We start from the raw sequence: 22,484 nt of genomic DNA, 5'->3' as shown, positions 1-22,484 counted from the left end.
ATGCAGGATCTTTTCAACTACATACTCAGGATTAAAGTCAAGATTGCCCTTCATTTTTATTTTTCAAAAATCCTTGTAACCGGTAAAGAGCATATTCCTAAAGGAAAAGCTGTGCTAGTTGTTTCAAATCATCAAAATGCATTGATAGATCCAATTCTCATTGCCACTCATACCAAGCTGAACCCTTATTTTCTGACAAGGGCTTCTGTGTTCAAAAAATCTTTTGTAGCCAAGATGCTTGATTTTATCCGTATGATTCCGATTTACAGGGTCAGGGACGGGATCAACAACATGGAAAAAAACAAAGATACTTTTGACAAAAGCACACAGGTATTGCTGAACAAAGGCAGCATGGTGATTTTTGGAGAAGGTAGCCATAGTATTCATAGAAACCTCAGACCACTGAGAAAAGGCTTTGCCAGAATCGCATATCAGGCTTTGGAAAAAGATTCTGATCTTGATTTGGTTATTTTACCTGTAGGCATCAATTACAGCAACCACCAAAAATCCGGAAGTAAAGTGCATATCTTTTTTGGTCCAACCATAGACCCAAAAAACCACTATCCAAATTTTGAAAGCCTTATCAAAACTACCCAACAAAGCTTGAAGCCTTTGGTAAGCCACATCCCCGAAGAAAATTATCAGGAAAAACTTGAACGCTTGATCCAAAACAGAATTGACTTAACAGCACCTAAATCCGTAGCCACATTTTTGAATAATACTGAAAATCAAAAGACCCAGAAAACGATTTCCCCTCCCTATTTCACCAATAAAGTGATGAAGGTTTTCCTTTTCCCTGTATATTGGATTTGGTTGATTTTTGTCCCCAAAATAAAAGATCCTGCCTTCACTGCCACTTTCAAGTTTGTCATCGGATTGGTAACTGTACCGCTTTGGTATATCTTTTTGTTAATAGGTAGTCAGATTCCCGGTCTGGCCTCATGGTCTATTTCATTTGCTTTCTTAGGTTTTGTTTTTTTATTGGCTAACCGAAGCGGCCAAGCCTAATAATGATTCCGAAAATAAATATCTTTATCTAAAAATTTGGCTGAATAACTCATTCTGCACTTATAGGCCGGTCAAAAAATCTTTGGGGAGGGCAATTATTAGTATATTTGGAACTGAAAGAATTAAACCCAAAAATAATTTTATTATGGAACAGGATTTTCTTCCCATCAACGGGACGGATTATGTTGAATTGTACGTTGGCAATGCCAAACAATCGGCTTTATACTATCAATATGCTTTTGGCTATGAACTTATAGCATATGCAGGTCCGGAAACAGGCATCCGGGATAAGTCATCCTATGTATTGAAACAGGATAAAATCAGATTGGTGCTGACTACCCCATTATTGGAAAACCATCCTATTGCAGATCATATTAAAAAACACGGAGATGGGGTAAAAGTCTTGGCCTTATGGGTAGATGATGCCGCCCAGTCTTTTATAGAAACGGTTACAAGGGGGGCGGAACCCTATCAGGAACCAAAGGTATTCTCAGACGAATTCGGTGAAGTGGTCATGGCGTCTATCAGAACCTACGGCGAAACGGTCCATACATTTGTAGAAAGAAAAAATTATAAAGGTGTTTTCCTTCCCGGGTATAAACCCCGAAAGAGTGAGTATAATCCAAAACCTATAGGATTGAAGTATATTGACCATTGCGTGGGAAATGTGGGATGGGGCGAAATGAACAAATGGGTGGATTTTTATGAGAATGTGATGGGCTTCAAGCTTTTGATCACTTTTGATGACAAAGACATTTCTACTGAGTATTCTGCATTGATGTCCAAAGTAGTTTCCAATGGCAATGGATACATCAAGTTTCCAATCAATGAACCCGCTGAGGGGAAAAAGAAATCACAGATAGAAGAATACCTTGATTTTTACAATGGTCCGGGAGTTCAGCACATGGCCATTGCTACAGATGATATTGTTCATACTGTTTCCGAATTGAGGAAAAGAGGTGTAGAATTTCTGGAGGTTCCTTCCTCCTACTATGATGACCTTTTGGACCGTGTGGGCAAAATTGATGAAGACCTTCAACCCCTCAAAGATCTCAACATCCTTGTGGACAGAGATGACGAAGGCTATCTATTGCAGATATTTACAAAACCCGTCCAGGACCGCCCTACGCTTTTTTATGAAATCATTCAGAGGAAAGGTGCCCGTTCTTTTGGAAAGGGGAATTTCAAGGCCCTTTTTGAAGCAATTGAAAGAGAACAGGAGTTAAGAGGAAATTTGTAAATCTTATTAGCTACTTTCTATGGGTATTTTTATTGAATTCTCTATCTTAGAACATCACTAAAACTTTTTCCAAAATGACACAAATAGATCCAATGATTACCGCCAAAGCTGAAAGCTGGCTGAACAGTAATATTGATGAAAAAAGCAAATCAGAAATCCGTGCGCTGCTTAAATCCCCGGACAAAACTGAATTGATCGATTCCTTTTACAGGGATTTGGAATTCGGTACAGGAGGATTAAGGGGGCTAATGGGTGTCGGCTCTAACAGGGTCAACGTTTATACCATAGCCATGGCCACCCAAGGGCTTGCCAATTATCTCATCAAGTGTTTTCCTGATGAAGAAATCAAAGTTGCCATCACACATGATTGCAGGATCAACAATACTTTGTTTGCTGATACTACTGCGAATGTCTTTACAGCCAATGGCATTAAAGTCAAATACTTCAGAGAACTTCGTCCAACGCCAATGCTTTCATTTGCCATCAGGTATTTTGGCTGCAAAAGCGGAGTCATGGTAACTGCCTCCCACAATCCAAAAGAATACAATGGATATAAAGCATATTGGGATGATGGTGGTCAGGTAGTGGCACCACATGACAAAAACATCATTGATGAAGTTCAAAAAATCCATTCAATTGATGATGTCAATTGGAACAAAAACGACAATTTCATTGAATATATAGAAGAGGATTTTGACTTGATTTATCTGAATTTAATCAAAAAACTCAGTTTATCACCCAATGCGATCATGCTTCATAGGGCAATGCCAATTGTATTTTCCCCTATCCATGGCGCATCAGGGAAGATGGTACCCGCTTCCTTAAAAGTCTTCGGCTTTGAAAATATCCATGTCGTCAAAGAACAGGCCGAACCTGACGGGACATTCCCTACAGTTATTTATCCAAACCCAGAGGAGGCCGAGGCATTGAATATGTCTATTGAACTTGGCAAAAAGATCGGGGCTGAACTTGTATTGGCCTGTGACCCTGATGGTGACCGATATGCGGCATGCATCCCGGATGGGCAGGGAGATTTTGAGTTATTGAACGGAAATCAGACAGGGGCCTTATTGACCTATTATCTACTGAGCAAATGGAGAGAACATGGCAAACTGACCGGTCACCAGTTTATGGTGAATACCATCGTGACCACAGAATTGATAGATGAAATCTGCAGGGATTTTGGAGTAACCTGCTATTCAGTACTTACAGGATTTAAAAACATAGCCGAAATAATCAGAAACCTTGAAGGAAAGAAAGAATTTATTGGCGGTGGAGAAGAAAGTTACGGCTATTTGATCGGGGATTTTGTGAGAGATAAAGACGGGAATTCCGCTTGTGCGATGGTGGCAGAAATTGTCGCATACTACAAAACAAAGGGGAAATCCATTCAGGATGTCCTTGCTGAAATATATATGCAATTCGGGTTTTACAAAGAATCCCTCATTTCTGTTACCAAAAAGGGCAAAGACGGTGCAGAGCAGATCCAAAAACTCATGACCGGATTCCGGACCAACCGCCCGACCGAAATGAACGGTATCAAAGTAGTGAAAATTGTAGATGTGAAGGAGAGCAAAATATACGACCTAGTGAGCGGTACAGAATCTGAACTGAAGATGGACAAATCCAATGTCATCCAATTCTACCTTGAAGATGGCAGTAAAATTTCTGCAAGGCCATCAGGAACCGAACCAAAGATCAAATATTATTTCTCGGTCAACGAAGCACTTCCCAACAGGGAAGCTTATCAAGCAGTAAAGGAATCTCTTGATAAGAAAATAGAAGGATTAAAAAAATATTTTGCCTAGCAAAAATTCGAACCCGACAAAAAGCCCTCTCAGTAATCTGAAAGGGCTTTTTGTTTGATTTGATAATTTATCTGATTTTTAATATATTTTTGTGAGCTACATTGCACCCTAATATTCCGTAAAGCCGTTTAGTAAAACAAAACCAACTAAATTAAAAATGAAAATCACAAAAATTCTCCTGCTGTGCCTGTTTGTTGTATTTGCTTTTTCTTCCTGTAATAAAGACGAGCCAAGACCCAATTATTTTTATAAGTTCAAAGTGAATGGGGTAGAAAAAGAATTTAAAGCCAGCAATGATGCCAATATAGTATTTATAGAAGACCCAAACTCGGATAATCGATTTACCCTATTTACTTTTGTCACAGGAAGCGACCCTAATAAAAATGCGGTAATCATATCACTCAGAACTACTGTTGCCCCCGAATATGGATTAAAGTATGAAATGCAAAGAACCGTATTTGTCAATAGCCAGCCTACTCCTGTACTGACTTTTATTTATTTAGATGAAAATGGCAAAGAATACGGCGCAACGCTGCTACAAAGCCAAAATCCAGGTGCCATGGACAATGGGTCTTTGACGCTTACCGGCCTGACCACAGAAGGCTCTATTGGAAGATTCGAGGCTGTTGTTTTTGACTTGAACCATACAGGAGAACTTAGCCAACGAACCCCTCTTAACCTGACAGATGGAGAGTTTTTCATACCAAACTTTGTCTCATTGAGATAACCAAAAAATCTTATGAAAGCCGGACATTCCGGCTTTTTTATTTTTTAAACCCTTCCTATGTGCACAAGGGCATCTCCCGAATTGACAACAGGGTTGTTGTTCAGTCCTACGACATGTCCGTTATTGGTGGCCTTTACAGGCACTTTTACCTGACCATAGGGATCTGTTATTTTTGCAATGATCTGACCTTTTTTAACTTCGTCACCTAATTTCACATTAGAAGTAAAAATTCCTGAAACTTTGGCCCTTACCCATGAGCTTTCCTTAATCATAATGGTAGATTTTGAGGCCGTTTCACTTTCCAGCATGCCCAAATAAATCAACATCCTTTTGGTACCTGAAATTGCCTCCTCAACAGCATAATCATCCAGTCTCATAGATTCCCCTCCTTCATAGACAATGATATGCTTTCGCCTTTTATATGCCTCTTTTCTGAATGACTTGTCAATATGGGGGGAATTGAGAATAAAATGTGTCCCAAAAGCATTTGCCAATTCCAGTCCTCTTTTGTCCTTATAATCCACTCGGATCTGCGGAAAATTGGAAAGCATCCTGCCACCTGTGTGAAAATCAATCCCGTAATCTATAATCGGAATGATTTCATTGGACAAAATAAAAGCTATCTGAGAAGCCAGCGAACCCTTCTTGCTTCCCGGAAAACTCCTGTTGAGATCCCTGCCGTCAGGAAATGTTCTGGAACTGCTCAAAAAACCATAGACATTCACCAAAGGCATAAAAATTATGGTCCCTTTGACCGGAACTATGATTTCTTCCTCCAGCATTTTTCTTACGGCCACAATTCCATTGACCTCATCACCATGGATTCCTCCTGAAATCAACACAACCGGACCATCCTCTTTGGCTCTTTTGATAAAAACGGGTAAATCAATCAATGTGTGGGTAGGAAGCCTTGCAATCGCAATATCTATATTCAAGGTTTGCCCAGGTCTGATCCGGATCCCGTTGATGATCATTTCTTTCATAAATATCTCAATTGTAAATTGGGTAAAAAGGTGCTAAGCTTTCAATTTGATCAAATTCTTACTTAATTCGCGAGTTCAATTTCACAGCATGAATATACAAGAAAACATCTCTCTTCAGCCATTCAATACTTTTGGAATTGATAAAAAAGCCAAATTTTTTGTCAAAGCTAAATCTGAAGAAGATGTCAAACAAGCCCTTGATTTTGCGAAAAAATCCAACCTTCCCATTTTTATTTTAGGAGGAGGAAGTAATATCCTGCTGACCAAAGATCTCGATGCCTTGGTCATTAAAATGGAAATTACAGGAATCAAGATCATTGGAGAAAATGAAGATGAAGTTTTTGTGGAAGTTGGAGCGGGTGAAAATTGGCATACTTTTGTGCTCCATTGCATAGAAAATGACTGGGCCGGCGCTGAAAATCTATCTCTCATTCCGGGAACCGTTGGAGCTTCACCCATGCAGAACATTGGAGCTTATGGTGTGGAAATCAAAGAGATATTCCAATCTCTCCAAGCAATTAACAGAGACACATTGGAAATGAAGGTTTTTAATGCCGGTGATTGCGGTTTTGGATACAGGGACAGTGTTTTCAAAAATGACCTCAAAAACCAATTTGTAATCACCAAAGTGATTTTTTCATTAAAAAAGAAACCTGTATTCCACATGGAATATGGCTCCATCAAACAGACTTTAGAAGAAATGGGAGTAAAAACACCAAGCATTGCCTTTATCAGCAAAGCTGTCATACAAATCAGACAGAGCAAACTCCCTGATCCCAAAGTTATTGGAAATGCGGGAAGCTTTTTCAAAAACCCAACTGTACCTTTTGATTTTTTTGAAACCTTAAAAAAAGCCTATCCTGAAATCCCTTCGTTTCCAAACGAACAGGGTGTGAAAATCCCTGCTGCATGGCTGATTGAAAAAGCAGGTTGGAAAGGAAAAACTTTTGATAAAATCGGAGTTCATAAAAACCAACCATTAGTCCTTGTAAATTATGGTGGTGGAGATGGCCATGACATCAAACTGCTCAGCGAGAAAATCCAGCAATCGGTGCTTCAACAATTCGGAATCCTTCTTCATCCCGAAGTGAATTTCCTCTAAATCAAAGGATCTTCAATTGCAATTTCTTTGGAATACTTCATCACTTCTACCCCGAATTTGGTCAGGAAGTCAATCCCCTCATCAGATGGTAAGCCTTTGTATTCGGCGTAAGAATACAGATAGACCAGTTTGACAATTCCCATCGAAAAAATGATCCTGGCGCAGGCCAAACAAGGTGCAAGTGTCACATACAAAGTAGAACCTTCAACTGAGGTGTTGTTTTTGACTGCATAGAGGATGGCATTCTGTTCCGCATGAATCGCCAAAGTACAGCTGCCTTTGCTGTCGCGTGCACAGCCATGTTCCGGAAACTCCTCATCGCAATTATGGGTTCCTGATGGCGGACCATTGTAACCAATGGAGATTATCCTGGTTTCCTTGGTCAACACAGCTCCAACATGCTTTTTAATGCAATGGGACCTTTTCGCCAGATTCACAGCCAATTCCATAAAAATATCATCAAAATTCGGTCTATTACTCATAATTCTTTCAAAATTGATATTCCATTTCTTTGGACACATGAATTTATATCGGTCTCAAAAGTAATCAAAGTCAAAAATTAATTACACCGGATCAATTAAAATTCATCAATTTTTGAAATCATCACAGGCCAAAAGAGGTTTTTTGCCGATATTTGAATCAAACCTCTATACCAATGACTGAAGAAAACGATACCAATAACGAACTGATTGTAAGAGATTATCTTGCAAGACAGAGAACCAAACTTGCAAATGACCGCACCTTGTTATCTTATATCCGAACAGCTTTGTACTTTTTGGTAAGCGGGACGGCACTTATGGAAGTCAATGCATTATCACATATCAGACATTTGGGTTATCTGGGATTCGCATTGAGTTTGGGGATGTTGTTACTGGGATTTTATAGTTTCTTTAGAGTAAAGAAAAAACTCAGAAAACACAATTACCAAAAAATGTAAAGTCATTTTCATTTCTTTCGGTTTTTTAAAGCATTTTTGAAACTTGATCATCGGGAAATAAAGAATAGACCATTTTGGATTATTTACGAGAAGAAGGATATGTCCTTTTAGGTTTTGGTGTAGTTATATTAGGGCTACTGGCCCTTGATTTATTGGTTTTTAACCGTGAGGCGCACAAAGTAACCACTAAAGAAGCTCTATATTGGTCTATTGTATGGATAGGTATAGGTTTGCTTTTTGGATTGTATATTTATTGGGATTTTGGATTGGAAAAAGCTTCCCAATACTATTCCGCTTTTTTGATAGAAAAAGCACTGAGTGTAGATAACCTCTTTGTATTTATCCTTGTATTCAGATTCTTCAAAGTTCCTGACAAATACCAACATAGGGTTCTTTTTTACGGTATTTTGGGTGCAATCGTGATGCGGGGCTTATTTATTTTTTTTGGAGTAAAACTTATCGAGCTCACCTACCTGCCTGAATTCCACTGGATGGGAAGACATTTCAAGGTCAATATCGTTATGACTCTTTTTGGAATATTTCTACTTTATGCCGGATTAAAATCCTGGACAAGTAAAGAAGAGGATGAAAGTGATAGGGATTTTTCAAATTCTATCGGGACCAAACTGATACATCAGTTGTTCAGGGTGGATCCTAGATATCATGGTGGCAATTTCTTTGTCAGGATCAATGGTAAGAGATTTGTTACTCAGCTTTTTGTGGTAGTGGCCGTCATTGAATTCACGGATTTACTATTCGCTGTTGATTCCATCCCTGCTATTTTTGCGATTTCCAAAGATCCCATTATTCTATACACCTCAAACATCTTTGCAATATTGGGTTTGAGGGCTTTATACTTTCTGTTGGCAAACAGCTTCGAGCTTTTCCATTACCTCCAACACGGACTATCATTTATACTGGGATTCATTGGACTCAAAATGATATTGTCTGCCACTTTCCATGTCCCTTCACCCGTCTCTCTGGGTTTGGTTTTCGGGATTCTTGCATTGAGTATTATATTTTCACTTATGAGATATAATGAAGAAAAATTAGATTAGGTTTTATATCGATAGCGTTATTGTAATTTCCTCAAAAGCCCTGATGGTCAGGGCTTATTTCATCAATTTTGAACCAGTTTGACAGACATTACATCCTCTACCCTTACATCAAAAAATTCCTTATGGACATTGAATTCTTCCTCATCGACCTGAGGGATTTTTAGAACATAAGTTCCATCTTCAAGCATGGTATAGGCATTTACATTGTCCTTTAAGTTGTAGGCAATGATATTCATCAATTGCTTTTCCAACAAAGAGTCCTCAACCCTAAAAAGAGATTCGAGTCTTTTGTCAAAACTTCTGACCATCATATCAGCACTACCGGCGTAAGTTCTGGTTTCACCATTATTATGGAAATGATAAATCCTTGAATGTTCCAGAAAGTCCCCTACCAAAGACAATACTTCAATATTTTCACTTAATCCTGCTCTACCTGGTCTCAAACAGCAAATGCCCCTGACGATAAGTTTGATGGTCACTCCTGATTGTGAGGCCCGGTATAAAGCATAAATAATCTCCGAATCCTCTAAGGAATTGACTTTGATAAAGATCCCGGAAGGCAATCCATTTCGGGCATTCTCTGCTTCATGTTCAATGAACTCTATCAGCTGATTTCTCATGTCACGGGGTGCTGTAATCAGATTCTTATACGTCATGGGCATGGAATGTCCGGTGATAACGTTGAAGAATTCCGATACATCATTGGCCAACACCTCATTTGTGGTCAAAAGACCGATATCGGTATATAATCTGGATGTTTCTTCATTGTAATTTCCTGTTCCCAAATGAACATATCTGGTCACGTAATTCTCATCTTTTTTGACAATCAGCAATAGCTTCGTATGGGTTTTAACGTTGCTGATACCATAAATCACAAAACACCCTGCTTTTTGAAGTTTTTTGGCTTCTCTGATATTGTTTTCCTCGTCGAATCTTGCCTTTACCTCAAACAATACCGAAACGTGTTTGCCATTTTCAGCGGCCCTTAATAATGCTCTTGTGATTCTCGAATCTTTAGCTAACCTGTAAATGGTCATTTTGATTGCCATCACATTGGGGTCTTCAACAGCCTTTTCTATAAGTTCAAGAATTCGGTCAATATTATTATAAGGGTGGTGCAAAAGTATATCCCTCCCCTTCAAAACCTGAAAAATATCATCAGAACTGTCTTCGGGATAGGAAATTGGTGGAACAGGTGCCGGTACCTGAGGCAATTTATCTTTAAAACGTTTGTTTCCAATGAATTGCCAAAGACCATTAAAGTCCAGCATACTGGATCTATCTACTTTGAAAATACTGTCATCCTGAATATTCCATCTTTCTTTGAGCAAGTTGATCATCCATCTGCTATACCCTTCCTCTATTTCAATTCTGACAACCCGCCCCGTTTTCCTTTCATTGAGTTTTCTTTTTACTTCTTCAAGAAAGTTGGCATCCATGTCCTCACTTTCTTCAAGGGTAAAATCACCGTTTCGGGTAATTCGGAATAGGTTGATAGATTCGATATTCACATTTCTGAACAATGTCACTATGTTTTCCCTGATCACTTCCTCAATGGGGATGAACAGCACCATGTCCTCACGCTCTATTTCAAAAAACCTTGGTATGTTAGCTGGAATCTGAACAAATGACAATTTCTTGTTTTCTTTTTTATCTCCCGGTGCCAATGTGACCACACCGAAAACCAAAAGCTTATTCATTATAATCGGAAAGGTCCTATATCCGTCGAATACCATCGGCGTCAGCATAGGATAAACTGCTTTCATAAAATATGCTTTAATATATTCCCTTTCATCAGGTTCAAGGTTTCTTACATTGCTTAGTATAAAACCTGATTTGGACATATTTGGAAGCAGATTATTGAGGAAATGCTCCTGTTGCCGCTTATGAAACTGCTGACATTCCAGCATAAGCTTAATCTTGAACGGTTCCTCTCGTAATCCTGAATAATCCACCCTTTCCTTATCATAGTCAAGGTAATTGTACAAGGAACCAATTCTGATCATAAAAAACTCATCGAGATTTGAAGCTGTAATAGCCAAAAATTTCAATTTTTCAAATATTGATCTTCCTTCTTTTTTTGACTGGTCCAATACCCTTTCATTGAACTTGATCCAACTCAGATCCCTGCTGACCAAGTCACTGCTGTCAACGATACTGTCAAATTTATCTTTAGAGGCTATTTTCATAATGAGCTAAAACAACGGTAAAACTAAGCAAATTCAAATGACTGAAATCATTTATAATTTTAACAATTTATTAATTAAATAAAAAAAAGGGGGCAAAAGCCCCTTTTAAGTTTTGTTTTATCAGGAGTCGATCTTGGCGTATTTGGCATTCTTTTCTATAAAATCCCTTCTTGGAGCTACTTCGTCTCCCATCAGCATAGAAAACAGATGATCGGCTTCTGCTGCTGAATCTATTGTGACCTGCTTCAAAGTCCGGGTATTAGGATCCATTGTTGTAGTCCACAATTGTTCCGGATTCATTTCTCCAAGACCTTTGTATCTCTGTAAATTAATGCTGTCTTCTTTACCTTCACCCACCATTTCTCTGGTGATGGTTTTTCTTTCTTCCTCATTGTAAGCATACCTTTCATCTTTACCTTTTTTTAGCAAATACAACGGCGGCTGGGCGATATATACATATCCATGTTCAATCAAGGATCTCATATACCTGAAAAACAATGTCAGTATCAAGGTCCTAATGTGGGAACCATCAATATCAGCATCAGTCATGATGATGATCTTATGGTATCTCAAATGGGAAAGATCCAATTCTTTGTCATCACTTACAGTTCCAAACTTTACACCAAGGGCAGTAAGGATATTTTTGATCTCGTCATTGTCATAGATTTTGTGTTCATGGGCTTTCTCAACATTTAGGATTTTACCCTTCAATGGAAGTATTGCCTGGAACTCCCTGTCCCTTCCCTGCTTGGCTGAACCGCCAGCTGAGTCACCTTCAACCAGATACAATTCACAAAGAGCAGGATCTGAATTGGCACAATCCGCAAGTTTTCCTGGCAAGCCACCTCCTCCCAGGACACTTTTACGTTGTACCATTTCCCTGGCTTTTCTGGCAGCATGTCTTGCTTGTGCGGCCAGAATTACTTTTCCAACGATGGTTTTTGCTTCTTTGGGATGTTCTTCCAACCAGATTTGAAGAACTTCGGAAACCGAACTATCTACAGCACCCAAAACATCAGAATTTCCCAATTTGGTTTTAGTCTGCCCTTCAAATTGCGGTTCTTGTACTTTTACGGAAATTACCGCTGTCAACCCTTCACGAAAATCATCGCCAGAAACTTCCAACTTCAATTTGTCCAACATCCCAGATTTATCAGCATAACTTTTCAGAGTTCTGGTTAGAGCCCTTCTAAACCCGGAAACGTGCGTACCTCCTTCGTAAGTATTGATGGTATTCACATAGGAAACCACATTTTCTGAATAGGAAGAATTATAATTCATGGCAACCTGAACAGGCACACCATTTTTTTCAGATTCGATATAAATAGGGTACTCAATTATTTTTTCTTTATTCTCATCCAGGTATTGAACAAATTCAACAAGACCTCCTTCTGAATAAAACTCATCAGACCTTGGGGTCCCATCCTCTTCCAACTCCCTCATGTCAGTAAGGTAAATCCTTATCCCTGCATTCAAGAAAGACATTTCCCTCATTCTTGTAGCGATGGTTTCGTATTTATATTCAGATATGACAAAGATACTTTCGTCAGGTTTGAAGTGAATAGTAGTGCCACGCTTATCAGTGGACCCGATTTCCCTTACCGGATATTGAGGAACACCAATATTATATTCTTGTTCATAAACCTTTCCATTCCTATGTACGGTCGCTTTGAGCATAGTGGATAGGGCATTCACACAGGAAACACCAACACCGTGTAGGCCTCCGGAAACTTTATAGGTGTCTTTATCAAATTTGCCTCCCGCATGCAGGACTGTCATAACAACTTCCAATGCCGACTTTTTTTCTTTTTGGTGCATGTCAGTAGGAATTCCCCTACCGTTATCCTCCACAGTCACCGAATTGTCTTCATTGATGGTGACACGAATGGTATCGCAATGCCCTGCAAGTGCCTCATCAATAGAGTTATCTACAACTTCCCAAATTAAGTGATGTAAGCCCCGTACCCCTATATCGCCTATGTACATGGCAGGTCTTTTTCTTACTGCTTCTAATCCTTCTAAAACCTGAATATTGCCTGCCGAATAATCATGCTTGTTTACTTCTTTATTTTCGCTCATATGATGTTTAAAATGCCTTTTTCTTTCTCAAAAAAGAGATTTTTTTTACTGTTTTTCAAACCGTAATAATACGCAAAAAAAATGAGAGCGCATACCCAAATGAGACGATAAACACAACCTTTGAGAGTAAATATAGCTGACTTGATATTTACCAAATTTCGAAATGTTCATACTCAAAGGTCAAACTCTTAAAAACGATTCGATTTTGATGCATACCTGTTTTGGACTATTCAATTCAGGAAATCATCCATTCATTTACATTTGTTTACTTTTTTTATAAAAAGGTTAAACAAATATAATTCTATATCTCTTTTATCGATACTAATCAATCCAAATAAAATTTCTCTAAAACAAAACATTTAAAATCAATTAACTATGAACAGCATCTTAACAGCTGATTTGTTAGGTCTTGATAAGATCATCAACAGCGACCCGGTAGCCATCACCTTTTTTATAGGATACATGGCCATGTTTGCTTCAGCAGTTTTTTTCTTCGTTGAAAGAAGCTCCGTAAGCGACAAATGGAAAACTTCTTTATTGGTTTCAGGTTTGATTACCGGTATTGCAGCGGTCCACTATTATTACATGAGAGATTTCTATCTCTTAACAGGCCAAAGTCCCACTGCATTTAGATATGTGGATTGGACTTTGACAGTTCCTCTGATGTGTGTTGAGTTTTATCTTTTGACCAAGCCTTTTGGTGCGAAAAGAAGTACCTTGACCAAGTTGATAATCGCATCATTATTGATGTTGGTAGCAGGTTATATTGGAGAAACATCCGGAATCGAAGAAAACATCTTTTGGGGAGTGCTTTCAACAGTTGGATATCTTTACATTGTGTATGAAGTATTCTTCGGTGATGTAGCCAAACTTTCCCGTAATTCAAATAGCCCTGCCTTAGCAAATGCCATGTTCCTCTTAAAGATATTCATCACTTTGGGATGGTCTATTTATCCGATTGGATACATGGTACTACCAGGAAATCTCCTATCAGGGGCATTTGAAGTAAGTAGCATTGACCTCTTCTATAACTTGGCAGATGCAATAAACAAAATTGGTTTTGGACTGGTAATTTATTCAGTAGCTATTTCAGAAAGCAACAAAAACAAAAAAGCTGCATTAGTTTGATCAAATTATTTAAAAGGCTGTCCATTGGTTCGGACAGCCTTTTCTATTTAATCCTTACCATCCCATGATAACTTTTGATTTTGTAGTGACGGGACTTGGATGTGCCGGAATGAGCTTGATGTATTACCTGCTGGATAGTCCCTTAAAGGATAAAAAAATCCTAATAATTGATTATTCTACAAAATCCAAAAACGATAGGACTTGGTGTTATTGGGCAGAAAATCCATTAAGTATACATCCTAAAAGCAGTCCTTTGGTATTTTGGGAAAAAATCAATGTAATTAGTGGTAAGGAAAAAGTTCAAAGTAAACTGGGCAAATACAAATACTTTCATATAAAGTCTTCGGATTTTTACAGGGAAATAATTGATGAAATTAAAAGGTTTTCTAATGTCACTTTTGTAAATGATCACATCTCGGACTTGAAACAAATTAATGACGGTAAAGTCATTGTTCAGACAGAGCGTAATGGTAATTTCTATGGTTTAAAAGTATTTAATAGCATTCCATTAGGTCAAGAAAATATAGAGGGTTCAATTCTTAACCAAACTTTTGTTGGATGGAAAATAAGATGCAAAGATTATTGTTTTGATGAAAGTGCAGTGACGCTTATGCATTTCCCGGAAATAACGAACAAGGAACCTGAATTTTTTTATATTCTGCCATACAATGAATCCGAAGCACTTGTGGAATTTACACTTTATACCAAGGATAAGGCACCCATCGAGTTGTTGGAAAAAAAGTTGGCAGATTATCTTAAAAATAATCTGGGTTTAGTTGAATTCGAAATTCTGTTCAAGGAATTTGGAACCATACCAATGACCACGAAAAATTTCAACCAGCAAAATGAATCTAATATCATTCCAATTGGCACTTTGGCAGGATGTACCAAACCCTCAACAGGTTACACTTTTTACAATATTCAAAAACATTGCAAACTGATTGTTAATCAGTTAATGGATGATAGTGCTGAAAAAAACTTCAATTGGAATAGGAAGAAAAGATTGTCTTTTTATGACAATATACTATTAAATATTGCAGTAAACTGGCCATCTGAATTACCAGGGATTTTTAAGGAAATGTTTGAAATAAACCATGGGCATCAAGTTCTAAGATTTTTGAATGAGGAAAGTTCTTTATGGGAGGAACTGAAAATATTGGGTCGATTAAAGTACGGAATATTTATCAAATCACTTTTTCACTATGGAAAACATTGAAACAATAGGAAAAATCCTGGGGCTGTTAATTGGGATTGTCTTCCTTGTTTTCTTTGAGGGAAGTGAAACCTATCAGTGGATATGGTTTGGGATAATTATGGTCACAATCGGAATCCCCCATGGTGCCATCGACCATTTGCTGGCAAATCCTCGAATGGAAAAAAAGAACTTATATAAATTCCTCTCAAAGTATGTATTGATCATTGCAGCATATTTATTGGTTTGGTATTTCTTTCCAAAAACTGCATTACTATTATTTATTTTGATGTCGTCTTTTCATTTTGGTCAAAGTCATTTTATCAATGACAGAATCAACAATTTAAAAAGTCTCACCTACTTTTCTCTGGGAGCATTTTATTTATGTGTGATTTTATGGGGAGATTTTGAGACGACTGCTTTTATTTTAGAAAATACAATTAACCTCAAAGACTGGGAAAATATCGGTTGGTTTATAATTCCAGTTTTATTTTCATTGAACACTTTTTTGCTTTTATATATTCAAGAAAAAAAGAAAGTGATGATTTGGACGGAAATGATTGTACTTGGTTCTGTACTTTATTTGGTCCCGTTACTGTTGGGATTTATTATTTACTTCGGCTTTTGGCATGCATTGCCCAGTATGCTGATTGAATACCAAACATTGAAACATCATTTAGCCGGGAACAAAATAATATCTTTTATTTCCAGTTTGCTACCCTTCAGTTTGATCAGTTTGGTAGGGATTGCGATCATTTTAGGTGTTTTTTCACGTCGAATGGAAGAAAATGAACTGACTTTGATTTTTTTTATTTTGATCGCTTTGATATCTGCCCCTCATATTTGGTTTATGAACATATTTCTGGTGGCAAAAAAACTTTAAAACTGACCTGTACTCAGCAATACCAAATTACAGGCAGGACAAACCTCAATGTCATTTTCTTTTGCCATTTTCATGAATTCTTGGTTTTCAGTTCCTGGATTAAAGATTATCCTTTTGGGATTTAAAGAAATTATGTAATCATACCATTCTACCTGGTTTTGCGGTCCAAGGTATAGGGTGACCGTATGAACATCCTCAATAGAAGGCTTAAGCCTCAGATCTAAAATTTCTTCTCCAAAGAGCTGACCTTTTTTGATGCCTACCGGCACAAAGGGAATTGATCTTTGTGAAAGCATATTAGCGGCAACATAGGCATATCTGCTGGGGTTATTGGAAGCCCCGATTATTACTGTCTTCTTCATCGGCTTCCAAACATCCTATCTCTCTCAAAGGTTTCCATGTGCCTGTGTTTTTTGCTGTCATAGATATCTTTGATGGTAATCATGATACCTGTTTCTTCCACAGCTCCAAATTCATCGTTCAAGGCCGTTCCAAAAGTTTTCATGGTAGGGGAAAGATTCATGTAGGTATTGATTAAGGGTGGAATGTTTTCCCCGCAGGACCTGATACGGCTGTTGAGGACCTTATACCCTTCTTTGTAGTCCAACCCATCAAAAATCTTATCCAAAGAGGAAACGTCCGTTTCATAAGTGAGGGTAAGATGTTCCATTGGTTTGACCAGAACATCTTCATCAGGAAAATAATAATTCATGAAAAACAGCAATAAATCCCTTGCCTCTCTATTGTAATGGGGATACATGGTTACTTTACCAAAAAGGTATTTCACATCCGGATTCAACATGACTATTGCTCCCAATCCATCCCAAAGGTTGTCGAGAGAAAAAAGTCCCTTTCTGTTATTGATACTTGGTTGGTATTTGGGCTGTACAAAAGACCTTCCAAGTTCTATTGTATAAGGGATGTAATTGTCTATAAATTTTTTTGAAAAATCAAACAAATGTGCTGTGGAGAGATTGATATTCCCCTGAGAATCAAGGCCAGCTTCGTTGCAATGAATCAACCTATATCCTGCCACGATTTCTTCCTCTTCAGGATTCCAGGTGATCAATTGCTTGTAACAGTTATCTGAAGTATCATTATCATCAATGTCCAAAGGAAGTCCGGTTCCCCCTCCTGCTGCCCTAAATGTCAACTCCCGTAGCCTCCCGATTTCCTTGATTGTATTTGGTGCATTGTGGTAATCCACCAGATAAATGTGGTTGTCACCATTATTGGCATACCTTAGAAACCGGTCAGGATTGAGTTCTTTCATTAAGAGTTCCTTGTCAACAGAAGGTATAATTGCTTGCATAAAATTATCTTTTTAGGCCATTTGGTAAACGATAGACTTTACCTCATCGGCCCAGAATTTTTCATTTTTGGTATGATCAAAATACTTGTAAGAAATCGGTTTTCCTACATGAATTATTACTTTTTTGCCCCTTTGGGCAAACATTTCGTCGGGGAGATAAAACATTTCAATATTAGCTTTGATACCCGCCATTTTCCGGAATTTAGCCAAATTATAAAAAAAATTGGAGTTTCTTCCCTCAATAAAAACAGGAACCACATCCCGCTTATATTTTTTTGATTTACTGATGAAACTCTTTTTCCATTCCAAATCCATAATCCCCATTGATTGTTTTCTGGATACCAAGCCAGCCGGAAAAACCAAAAGGGCATTATCACTTGCATAAGTCTCCTCAATTAGTTGGGTTACCTGACGACTATTGGATCCATGTTTATTGACAGGAATGAACATCGGTTCAAAATTCTTTATATTGGTAAGTATATCATTGACCAAAACACGGATATCAGATCTGTATTTTCCCAATGCATACATAAATGCTACTCCGTCCAAACCTCCAAGTGGGTGATTGGATGCGAAAATCACTGATCTGTCCAAAGGGATGTTTTCTTCACCTTCCAAAGTCACCTCGACTCCAAATTCTTTGATGAGGGCATTGACAAAATCCAAGCCGTGGAGGTGTCCAATATTGGTCATAACCTCATTGATATCATTTTCATGAACAACCCTCTTGATGTACTTCAATGCAAAACCTGGAAGCCAACTGTGCAACTTGGCATTTTTATCTTTTAGAATTTTTTCAATATCAATAAATTTGGATTTTTCTTTCACTTTTCGCCTGAGTTATGGATAACATAAGGACTTTAGGTTTCTTTTAACTTCCTGACTGTTACAGGGGTCGATATATTTTTTTAATTATACAGTTTCCTGATTCTTAAATTTTTATTATTTACAGGTCTTAAAAATACAAATTTTTACTTATCCATAATGCGATTTGTCTAATTGCAGAATATTATTTTCATACGGTTTAGGAAACTTTATCTATTTGATTGGGTTTCAATAAGAAACAATTAAGATATGATTCTCGCCATTACAGGACCTACTTCAGGAATCGGGAGTGAAACTTTAAAAGCCTTAATACCGGATTGTGAAAAGGCTTTGATCCTTGCCCGAAATCCCAAAAAAGCCAAAACATTGATAGAAACACTTTCCAGTGATTTGCAACCAAAAGCTATATTTATCCCCATAGACCTTGCTGATATGGATTCAGTTACCAAAGCAGTGGGATTAATACAAAAGGAAGTTGCTAATATTGATGTGCTGATCAACAATGCCGGCGGGATATTTCAGAATAAAGAAGTAACTGTTGATGATTTTGAACTGACTTATGCAGTCAATCATTTAGGTCATTTTTTGCTTACAAACCTATTGATGCCACTCTTACAGAAATCAAAATCACCCAAAGTAATCAATGTGAGTTCTGAAGCCCATCGGGCAGCAAGACCCGACTTCAACGATCTTCAATATAAAAAGAAGGACTATAGCTCGTTCAATGCCTATGCAAACGTCAAACTTTTTAACATACTGTTTACAAAATCGCTCGTTGACCGCTATGGAGATCAGGGATTAGGGACTTATGCACTACACCCCGGAGTGGTAAAATCAAATTTTGGCATGGATACATCAGGGGTATTCAAATTATTGTGGAAACTGGCAACGCCATTTATGATTACCCCAAAGCAAGGTGCAAAAACAAGTATCTTTCTGGCAAAAACCAAAATAAACAAATCGCTCAATGGCTATTATTTTAAAAAGAGTAAACCCAAAAAGCCTTCATCACAAGCCTCATCAAAAAAGTTAAGAGACAGATTATGGGAAGTAAGTGAAAAATCCCTGGCCAAGTGGATGTGAAAATATTTTAAGACCTCCTATTAGACAGGAAATATTCTTTTTATTTGGTAGGAAGTTCGAAGTCCGAAGTAGGAAATTGCGTATTGAAATAAAACTTTCGATAGGGATTGATGGCCTGTAATAGAATTCGGGTATGGATTTTTTTTTGATTAAAATTGGTTCCAATCCCAATCTTTATTGATCTGACTAATGGCATGATGTGCAGTAAGGTCATATTGACAAGGAACAATTGATATATAATTATTGGCAATTGCCCATTCGTCATTATCCTCTCCTTTGTCAAAATTGACAAAGTTTCCCGCCATCCAAAAGTATTTTCTTCCATTGGGATCAAATCTTTCAGAGAATTCCTCCTGCCATTTGGCATGTGCTTGACGGCAAACTTTGACACCTTTTATAGATTCATTCCTTTTTGGAGGAAAATTAACATTCAAGGCCACCCCTTTAGTAATCCCATTGTCCAAAACCTGCTTGGCAATTTTATAAACATATTCTTCTGTGTGTCCGAAATCAGCCTTGGAACTATAATCACACAAACTGAAGCCAATGGAGGGCAAACCTTCCAATGCACCTTCAATCGCAGCAGACATGGTTCCGGAATAAAGGACTGATATGGAAGTATTACTGCCATGATTAATGCCGCTCACCACTAGATCAGGTGACCTGTCTTTGAGCACATAATGCTTGGCAAGTTTGACACAGTCTGCAGGTGTCCCGCTTGATTTATAGGCGAGAACATCCGGGAAAATATCCTCTTCATAAAGTCTAAGTGTTTCACCGATAGTGATGGCATGTCCCATTCCTGATTGTGGGCTATCCGGTGCTACGACCACCACATCTCCCAATTGTTTCATAATATTGACCAATACCCTGATGCCTTTGGAGGTGATTCCATCATCGTTGGAAACCAAAATCAATGGTTTTTTTGACATAAAAATTATCTTATCTGATTGTAATATGCTGTAATCCGGAGTAAATCTCCTCTTTTGTCATGTGAAAGTCTGTTTTTTCTCATATAAAGTTCCACTTCATCTGACCTGTCTCCAAGGATATCCAGCAATTCTTTTTTCTTTTGGGCGTAGCGTTGGATTTTTCCGTCTTTTAGGAAATAGTAATTGAATGCCAACTTATAAACACCTGCTATAGGCGGGCCCCACAAGGGATTCATGGCCATTGGACCATACATTCCCATGCCACGGTTATCTGTGGTAATAAATTCCCTGCACATCAATACTATATCTGTTCCTTCAGTCAGAATCTCAAAGAAAACGGGGGTTTCATAATCTCCTGCAATTGGATAAGGAAGAGAGAAAAAGTTTCTTATGCCCCCATATTGTTCATCGTAAATTTCGAATTGTAAAACATTAGAGGCTCCAAAGGTCTCAACTCCATTTTGCTGCAATTGAACAATATTATTGTCCAAATCATATTTTACCATTCCCTGATAAACTTGGCCACTAACTGTCACTATCTGGCCTTTATGCCATACCTGTGAAGGAAAATTGCCGTTTTGGGCTGTCGATACTATACTGAGGAAAAATATGAAAATGGCAACTAAGCATGTATTTTTCATATTAGTTATATTAGGTTCAATTGAGTAACGAATCTTAAATGCAATTGGTTGATACAATCTACCCTTTGTTAAGCACAAATTTGTAAGTCAAAGGATAAAATTATTCCATCACTTCAGATTTTTGAGAATCGTATGGCCCATTTTGTCCCTTTTTGTTGAAAGATATTTCTCATTGTGGGGATTTGATGCGATTTCGATTGGAATCTGTTCCACTATTTCCAGACCATAGCCCAAAAGCCCTACTCTTTTTGTGGGATTGTTGGATATCAATCTGATTTTACTGATATCAAGGTCTCTTAGAATCTGTGCACCAACACCATAATCCCTTTTATCCATTGGAAAACCCAAAGCCAAATTTGCCTGTACTGTGTCCATGCCTTGCTCCTGCAGCTTATATGCCTTTAATTTATTAAGAAGTCCGATTCCTCTCCCCTCCTGATTCATGTAGAGCACAACACCTTTTCCTTCCTTTTCAACCATTTCCATGGCAGAATGCAGCTGTGGTCCGCAATCACACCTACAACTTCCAAATATATCCCCTGTGATACAGGATGAATGAACCCTGACCATGATAGGTTCATCTTTTTCCCAAGATCCTTTGATCAAAGCAAGGTGAATATCTTCTGTATTAGTCTGTCGAAATGCGATCAGGTCAAAATCACCCCATGTGGTCGGAAGATCTACACCGATTTCTCTTTTGATCAGACTTTCGTTTTTTAATCTATAGGCAATAAGATCTTTGATCGAAACCAATTTAAGGTTGAACCTCTTAGAAACCTTTACCAAATCCGGCAGTCTTGCCATGGTGCCGTCTTCATTCATGATTTCTACCAATACCCCTGCCGGTGATAGTCCCGCCAATCTGGCAAAATCTATGGCAGCCTCAGTATGGCCTGTCCGACGCAAAACCCCACCTCTTTTTGCTTTGAGGGGAAATATATGTCCAGGCTTTCCCAGTTCATCAGGGTGAATGGAATCATCCACCAATGCTTTGATGGTTTTTGCCCTGTCACTTGCCGAAATCCCTGTGGTACAGCCATGGCCTATTAGATCTACAGAAACAGTAAAGGGAGTTTCAAAAGTAGCAGTGTTGTTACCCACCATCAAATGAAGCCCCAATTGTTCGCACCTGTCTTCAATCAAAGGCGCACAGATCAAACCTCTGCCATGGGTTGCCATAAAATTGACGATCTCTGGGGTCACTTTTTCAGCTGCACAGATAAAATCACCTTCATTTTCTCTATCCTCATCATCCACTACTATGATCACTTCTCCATTTTTAATGGCTTCGATCGCTTCTTCTATGGTATGAAGCACTATATTTTTTGACATAATTATTTGAGGATACTTAAGTTTC

General features: G+C 38.1%; 21 protein-coding genes. 11 read left to right on the top strand and 10 right to left on the bottom strand.

Going from position 1 to position 22,484, the window contains the following annotated elements; all coding sequences use genetic code 11:
- From ACEW8O_RS10825 to ACEW8O_RS10810, 4 genes are all read left to right on the top strand, one after another.
- A complete protein-coding gene (locus ACEW8O_RS10825; protein ID WP_373494649.1) occupies positions 1–1,008 on the top strand; it encodes a lysophospholipid acyltransferase family protein in 1,008 nt (335 codons plus the stop codon).
- 145 nt (positions 1,009–1,153) lie between these two features.
- Positions 1,154–2,248, top strand: coding sequence for a 4-hydroxyphenylpyruvate dioxygenase (hppD, locus tag ACEW8O_RS10820; protein ID WP_373494648.1), 1,095 nt, complete (start codon positions 1,154–1,156; stop codon positions 2,246–2,248).
- Positions 2,249–2,322: 74 nt separating this feature from the next.
- The gene (locus tag ACEW8O_RS10815; protein WP_373494647.1) at positions 2,323–4,056 is read left to right on the top strand and encodes a phospho-sugar mutase; all 1,734 of its coding nucleotides are present in this window, start codon (positions 2,323–2,325) and stop codon (positions 4,054–4,056) included.
- Between the two features lie 157 nt (positions 4,057–4,213).
- Positions 4,214–4,783 carry a hypothetical protein gene (locus tag ACEW8O_RS10810; protein WP_373494646.1) on the top strand — a complete coding sequence of 190 codons (570 nt, stop codon included), beginning with the start codon at positions 4,214–4,216 and terminating at the stop codon, positions 4,781–4,783.
- A gap of 44 nt (positions 4,784–4,827) precedes the next feature.
- Here the strand turns inward: ACEW8O_RS10810 and ACEW8O_RS10805 are convergent, their stop codons facing one another.
- Complete coding sequence (locus tag ACEW8O_RS10805) at positions 4,828–5,766, bottom strand: succinylglutamate desuccinylase/aspartoacylase family protein (RefSeq protein WP_373494645.1); 939 nt, start codon at positions 5,764–5,766, stop codon at positions 4,828–4,830.
- 88 nt (positions 5,767–5,854) lie between these two features.
- Between ACEW8O_RS10805 and murB the strand changes: the two genes are divergently transcribed.
- Positions 5,855–6,868, top strand: a complete 1,014-nt coding sequence (murB, locus tag ACEW8O_RS10800; protein ID WP_373494644.1) for a UDP-N-acetylmuramate dehydrogenase — start codon at positions 5,855–5,857, stop codon at positions 6,866–6,868.
- Here murB and ACEW8O_RS10795 read toward each other — a convergent pair.
- Entirely contained in the window at positions 6,865–7,350 is a 486-nt protein-coding gene (locus ACEW8O_RS10795; RefSeq protein ID WP_373494643.1) for a cytidine/deoxycytidylate deaminase family protein, read from the bottom strand. The genes murB and ACEW8O_RS10795 overlap by 4 nt on opposite strands.
- A gap of 173 nt (positions 7,351–7,523) precedes the next feature.
- Here ACEW8O_RS10795 and ACEW8O_RS10790 point away from each other — a divergent pair, with 173 nt between their 5' ends.
- Both ACEW8O_RS10790 and ACEW8O_RS10785 read left to right on the top strand, forming a co-directional pair.
- Positions 7,524–7,805 (top strand): DUF202 domain-containing protein, encoded by a 282-nt coding sequence (locus ACEW8O_RS10790; RefSeq protein ID WP_373494642.1) that lies wholly within the window; start codon positions 7,524–7,526, stop codon positions 7,803–7,805.
- 74 nt (positions 7,806–7,879) lie between these two features.
- Positions 7,880–8,863 (top strand): TerC family protein, encoded by a 984-nt coding sequence (locus tag ACEW8O_RS10785; protein WP_373494641.1) that lies wholly within the window; start codon positions 7,880–7,882, stop codon positions 8,861–8,863.
- A 62-nt stretch (positions 8,864–8,925) separates the two neighbouring features.
- Here ACEW8O_RS10785 and ppk1 read toward each other — a convergent pair whose 3' ends face one another.
- The gene (gene ppk1 / locus ACEW8O_RS10780; protein WP_373494640.1) at positions 8,926–11,052 is read right to left on the bottom strand and encodes a polyphosphate kinase 1; all 2,127 of its coding nucleotides are present in this window, start codon (positions 11,050–11,052) and stop codon (positions 8,926–8,928) included.
- A gap of 120 nt (positions 11,053–11,172) precedes the next feature.
- Entirely contained in the window at positions 11,173–13,131 is a 1,959-nt protein-coding gene (gene gyrB, locus ACEW8O_RS10775; protein WP_373494639.1) for a DNA topoisomerase (ATP-hydrolyzing) subunit B, read from the bottom strand.
- A gap of 375 nt (positions 13,132–13,506) precedes the next feature.
- Between gyrB and ACEW8O_RS10770 the strand changes: the two genes are divergently transcribed.
- From ACEW8O_RS10770 to ACEW8O_RS10760, 3 genes are all read left to right on the top strand, one after another.
- Entirely contained in the window at positions 13,507–14,259 is a 753-nt protein-coding gene (locus tag ACEW8O_RS10770) for a bacteriorhodopsin-like (RefSeq protein ID WP_373494638.1), read from the top strand.
- Between the two features lie 64 nt (positions 14,260–14,323).
- Positions 14,324–15,475, top strand: a complete 1,152-nt coding sequence (locus ACEW8O_RS10765; RefSeq protein WP_373494637.1) for a lycopene cyclase family protein — start codon at positions 14,324–14,326, stop codon at positions 15,473–15,475.
- On the top strand, positions 15,462–16,334 hold the full coding sequence (locus ACEW8O_RS10760) for a Brp/Blh family beta-carotene 15,15'-dioxygenase (RefSeq protein ID WP_373494636.1): 873 nt from the start codon (positions 15,462–15,464) through the stop codon (positions 16,332–16,334). The genes ACEW8O_RS10765 and ACEW8O_RS10760 overlap by 14 nt, the downstream gene beginning before the upstream one ends.
- Here the strand turns inward: ACEW8O_RS10760 and ACEW8O_RS10755 are convergent.
- From ACEW8O_RS10755 to ACEW8O_RS10745, 3 genes are read right to left on the bottom strand one after another with little or no spacing between them, the layout of a single operon-like run.
- A complete protein-coding gene (locus ACEW8O_RS10755) occupies positions 16,331–16,696 on the bottom strand; it encodes a CoA-binding protein (RefSeq protein ID WP_373494635.1) in 366 nt (121 codons plus the stop codon). The genes ACEW8O_RS10760 and ACEW8O_RS10755 overlap by 4 nt on opposite strands.
- Positions 16,693–17,646: a GNAT family N-acetyltransferase gene (locus ACEW8O_RS10750; RefSeq protein ID WP_373494634.1), complete on the bottom strand. Its 954-nt coding sequence runs from the start codon at positions 17,644–17,646 to the stop codon at positions 16,693–16,695. Before ACEW8O_RS10750 ends, ACEW8O_RS10755 begins: the two co-directional genes overlap by 4 nt.
- 12 nt (positions 17,647–17,658) lie before the next feature.
- Entirely contained in the window at positions 17,659–18,474 is an 816-nt protein-coding gene (locus ACEW8O_RS10745; protein WP_373494633.1) for a 1-acyl-sn-glycerol-3-phosphate acyltransferase, read from the bottom strand.
- A gap of 246 nt (positions 18,475–18,720) precedes the next feature.
- Between ACEW8O_RS10745 and ACEW8O_RS10740 the strand changes: the two genes are divergently transcribed.
- Positions 18,721–19,554, top strand: coding sequence for an SDR family NAD(P)-dependent oxidoreductase (locus ACEW8O_RS10740; protein ID WP_373494632.1), 834 nt, complete (start codon positions 18,721–18,723; stop codon positions 19,552–19,554).
- Between the two features lie 149 nt (positions 19,555–19,703).
- On the opposite strand, the gene surE is transcribed toward ACEW8O_RS10740, so the two are convergent.
- From surE to ACEW8O_RS10725, 3 genes are all read right to left on the bottom strand, one after another.
- Positions 19,704–20,486, bottom strand: a complete 783-nt coding sequence (gene surE, locus ACEW8O_RS10735; protein ID WP_373494631.1) for a 5'/3'-nucleotidase SurE — start codon at positions 20,484–20,486, stop codon at positions 19,704–19,706.
- Positions 20,487–20,491: 5 nt separating this feature from the next.
- Positions 20,492–21,127 carry a hypothetical protein gene (locus tag ACEW8O_RS10730; RefSeq protein ID WP_373494630.1) on the bottom strand — a complete coding sequence of 212 codons (636 nt, stop codon included), beginning with the start codon at positions 21,125–21,127 and terminating at the stop codon, positions 20,492–20,494.
- Positions 21,128–21,235: 108 nt separating this feature from the next.
- Positions 21,236–22,459: a bifunctional 3,4-dihydroxy-2-butanone-4-phosphate synthase/GTP cyclohydrolase II gene (locus ACEW8O_RS10725; RefSeq protein ID WP_373494629.1), complete on the bottom strand. Its 1,224-nt coding sequence runs from the start codon at positions 22,457–22,459 to the stop codon at positions 21,236–21,238.
- Positions 22,460–22,484: the final 25 nt, after the last annotated feature.

Origin of the sequence: Aquiflexum sp., from assembly GCF_041749095.1 — a bacterium.
Classification (GTDB): domain Bacteria; phylum Bacteroidota; class Bacteroidia; order Cytophagales; family Cyclobacteriaceae; genus Aquiflexum.
Note: the sequence above shows the minus strand (reverse complement) of the source record. Positions and strands in the feature narration are given on the sequence as shown.